At 34.8% G+C, this 3828-nt stretch carries 5 protein-coding genes; 4 read left to right on the top strand and 1 reads right to left on the bottom strand.

The genetic code is table 11. The features are described 5' to 3' along the window. Positions 1-359: 359 nt before the first annotated feature. The gene (gene istA, locus N3C_RS14540) at positions 360-1577 is read left to right on the top strand and encodes an IS21 family transposase (protein ID WP_074366709.1); all 1218 of its coding nucleotides are present in this window, start codon (positions 360-362) and stop codon (positions 1575-1577) included. 5 nt (positions 1578-1582) lie between these two features. Continuing rightward, entirely contained in the window at positions 1583-2350 is a 768-nt protein-coding gene (gene istB / locus N3C_RS14535; RefSeq protein ID WP_178377849.1) for an IS21-like element helper ATPase IstB, read from the top strand. Between the two features lie 34 nt (positions 2351-2384). Here the strand turns inward: istB and N3C_RS14530 are convergent, their stop codons facing one another. Beyond that, on the bottom strand, positions 2385-2591 hold the full coding sequence (locus N3C_RS14530) for a hypothetical protein (RefSeq protein WP_242944120.1): 207 nt from the start codon (positions 2589-2591) through the stop codon (positions 2385-2387). A 345-nt stretch (positions 2592-2936) separates the two neighbouring features. Here N3C_RS14530 and N3C_RS14525 point away from each other — a divergent pair, with 345 nt between their 5' ends. Next, positions 2937-3296: an HNH endonuclease gene (locus tag N3C_RS14525; protein ID WP_009052900.1), complete on the top strand. Its 360-nt coding sequence runs from the start codon at positions 2937-2939 to the stop codon at positions 3294-3296. 112 nt (positions 3297-3408) lie between these two features. Beyond that, a partial coding sequence (locus N3C_RS14520) for a P27 family phage terminase small subunit (RefSeq protein WP_074366708.1) occupies positions 3409-3828 on the top strand: 420 nt, incomplete at its 3' end.

Raw genomic sequence — 3828 nt, 5'->3', positions numbered from 1 at the left:
CTGCGTAATAATTTTCCCGTTCTAAAATCCTCATTGCTCGCGAACCATCGTTAATAGTTAGCCCTCTTTCATCCCGAAGAATTCTTAGTTGCTGTCTGTGAGTTTTAAAGGGTTTCATATATATCACTCCATAAAAATAGCCCAGTCCTCGTAAGGAACATGGGCCTGATCGGTAAGATCATTATATTATATGTTAAATAGCTTGTCAATATGTAATTAAATAGTAATACTATTAGTTTATTACCCATATAGTGTAAATGTTAAAATGAATATGAACAAAAATTAGAATCTCAAAATGTACAAATTTGTACATTTTTTCTTGTATAATATTTCTAAAAAACTATGACAGGGGTAATATTATGCGGAAAGATGTACTTAACCAAATTAAACTGATAGGGGAGGATTTTGATGTCTTGAATAAGAGTGAATTAGCTAGAAGATTTAACTGTGATAGAAGGACAATTGATAGGTATTTAAACGACCCTAGTTCAGGTACTAGAAAACCTAGAAATCTTAAGAGTAAAATTGACGATTTCAAGGAAACTATCATAGATAAAGTAGATAACTATGGTTCTACCTCAATGTCTGTATATAAGTTCATTCAAAAGAAAGGTTACACTGGCGGTTATCATACAGTTAACAACTTTGTAAAAGATCATAAGAAGTCTGAGATAAAAAAGGCCACATTGAGATTTGATACAAGCCCAGGGTTACAAGCTCAAGTAGATTGGAAAGAAAGCATTAATATGTTCAGTAAACATGGTGAAATATTCGAAGTTAACATATTTCTAATGGTACTAGGATACTCTAGACTTAAATATTTAAAATTAACTGCAGATAGAACTCAGGAGACGTTATTTGAGTGTTTAACCCATGGTTTTAAATACTTAGGTGGTGTCCCTAAAGAAATATTATTCGATAATATGTCCTCTGTTGTTGACAGGAGTAGGACAACCTTTAAAAATGTAGCTATTAATCAAAAATTTAAGTACTTTTCAATAGATGCTGGATTTGAAATAATAACCTGTAGACCATATAGACCAGAGACTAAAGGTAAGGTAGAGACCTTGGCAAAGTTAGTAGATAGATTAACCCCTTACAACGAAGAATTTGATACATTTGAAGAGTTAGAAGCAATAGTAAATACATTTAATATGGAGATAAATAATGAGATATCACAAGCAACTAATGAAGTTCCTTTATTACGATTTCAAAAAGAGAAAGAGTATTTAAACCCTTTACCTAAAATGGATGTGCTTCTATCATATTTCCACCACGAAAAAGAGTACAAGGTATCCAAAGAATCTATGATCAGGTATAAAGGGAAAAAATACTCTGTACCTACCAAATATATTGGTAAATATACAACAATTTCAGAAATTGATTCTGAAATATATATCTATTATACAAAAGATTTAATTGCTTGTCATAGGATATCTGATAAAATTCTTCATTACAAAAAAGAACATGTAAAAGAAATACTTCGTTCAGATGCTCTGAAGCATTATTCAGATGAAAGGATTGAGGAATTCATTGAAAACAACTTAAAGAGTATGGATATTTTTCTTGAGGAGTGATTAATATGACAAGCTATACAAAACTACTTAATAATCTAGAGACTTTAAAGTTAGAGAAATTTAGAAGTTACTTGCCTAACTATATAGAGGAAATAACTAAAAATCAAATTCCATTTACGGAAGCATTATTACACTTGACTGAAAAAGAATTAGATTTTAGAAATGACAGAGCTTCAAAGATTCAAATAGCAGTATCTGCTTTCCCATTTGAAAAGACACTAGAAGATTTTGATTTTGATTTCCAACCATCATTAAATAAAGCTCAATTATTAGATTTGGAGAGCTTAAGGTTTCTAGAAAACAAAGAAAATATACTTTTTTATGGGTCCTCTGGGGTAGGAAAGAGCCATTTAGCTGTTGCACTAGGAATTGCAGCAGCTAAAAAAAGATATATAACATATTTCATACCCTGCCATGATCTAATTATGCAACTAAACAAAGCTCATGCAGAGAATAGATTAGAAGCCAAGTTAAAGCACTTTTCTAAGTATAAGTTGCTAATTATAGATGAAATAGGATACTTACCAATAGATAAGCAAGGTGCAAATCTACTATTTCAGCTAATAAATAAGAGATATGAAAAGAATTCAACGATTATTACGACTAATCAACCATTTAGCAAGTGGGGAGAAGTATTTTCAGATATAACCCTTGCTAATGCAATTCTAGATAGGCTAATACACCATTCAACAATAATAAAAATAACTGGTCCTTCTTATCGTTTAAAGGATAAGATGGATCAGCTTGAATCAAAGAAAAGTAGTAACAATTAAATTCTAATTAATGTACATTTTGAGATTCTAAAAATTATACATTTTGGGATTGACATTTACAAGTGCCAAATAAGAAGTAAACACCGCTCTGTGATAAATCTTCGCGTCCCTTGCACTTATCTAGTTCTGTTCGAGGTATTTTGTAAGCCACGCCTGTCCAATTAGCAAGAGTACACTTTATTCTCCCATTTGGTGTGCCATCCATTAAAAACAAATTTATACTTTTTCCTCGTTTAGCCATAATCCTTTACCTCCCTCGTAACAGCTTATTTGTTATTTGAATCATTGGAAGGAGTTTCAAATGGCTTTCCTTCAGGGTTATACGTTAAATTGAAAACAAGATCCGACAGCCATTTCTTAAACGAAGGATTATCATTAAACTGCTTAAATAACTCCATATTATCCGCCATTATACTAAATATAACCGACTGATGGATTTATGTCAATATAGTAGACACAAATCCAGTGAGTAATATCGTGGACGACTTTATCAGAAATCCATTATACAATGGTATTGTGAAGAACTGTAGAGAGCCTTCGTGGAAATACCGCGAGGGCTTTTTCTATGGGCAAAAGGAGGTACGAAATGCCAAAGAAACCAAAACGACCATGTTCTTCTCCTGGTTGTCCGGAACTGACAGATGGACGTTTTTGTCCGGAGCATGCCAAAAAGGAAGCTTCTCGTTATGAAAAATATCAGAGAGATCCTGAAACGAGGAAGCGTTACGGTCGTGCATGGAAAAGAATACGTGACCGTTACATTACAGCCCATCCACTATGTGAAGAGTGTAAAAGACAAGGAAAGCTGACACCAGCAACTGAAGTGCACCATATCCTTCCCTTGGCACGAGGTGGGACACACGATGAAAGCAACCTAATGGCTCTTTGTACTCCTTGTCACTCAGCTATCACAGCAAGAGATGGAGACCGTTGGGGAACCCGGTAGGGGGAGTCATATCTCCACAGCTATTTAAATGTGCAACGGGCGTGGGGCTTCGTGCAAAAAGTCGCAGTTTCAAACGGGGTAATACCCCCTTAATAAGAAATGAGGTGAGTTAATGGCCAAAGATGGTACAAATCGAGGTGGTGCCCGTATTGGATCTGGTCAGAAAAAGAAAGCACTTATAGATAAAATTGCTGAGGGAAATCCCGGAAAAAGAAAACTGGAAGTTATTGAATTTAAAAATACCGCAGAACTTCAAGGGCAGGAGATGCCACAGCCAAGGGCTATGCTTTCAGCAGTACAAAAGGATGGTAAAACCTTAGTAGCTAGCGAAATTTATGAGCTTACGTGGAAATGGCTTGAGGAGCGAGGGTGTGCACATCTAGTTCTACCACAGCTATTAGAAAGATATGCCATGAGTGCTGCTAGGTGGATACAGTGTGAGGAAGCAATAAGTGAGTTTGGTTTTCTTGCTAAGCATCCAACTACTGGCAACGCTATCCAAAGTCCATACGTTTCCATGAGCCATAATTTT

Source organism: Clostridium sp. N3C (assembly GCF_900095445.1).
Taxonomy (GTDB): Bacteria; Bacillota; Clostridia; order Clostridiales; family Clostridiaceae; genus Clostridium_AU.
The sequence above is the reverse complement of the archived record's forward strand: the minus strand, read 5'-3'. Positions and strand labels throughout refer to the sequence as shown.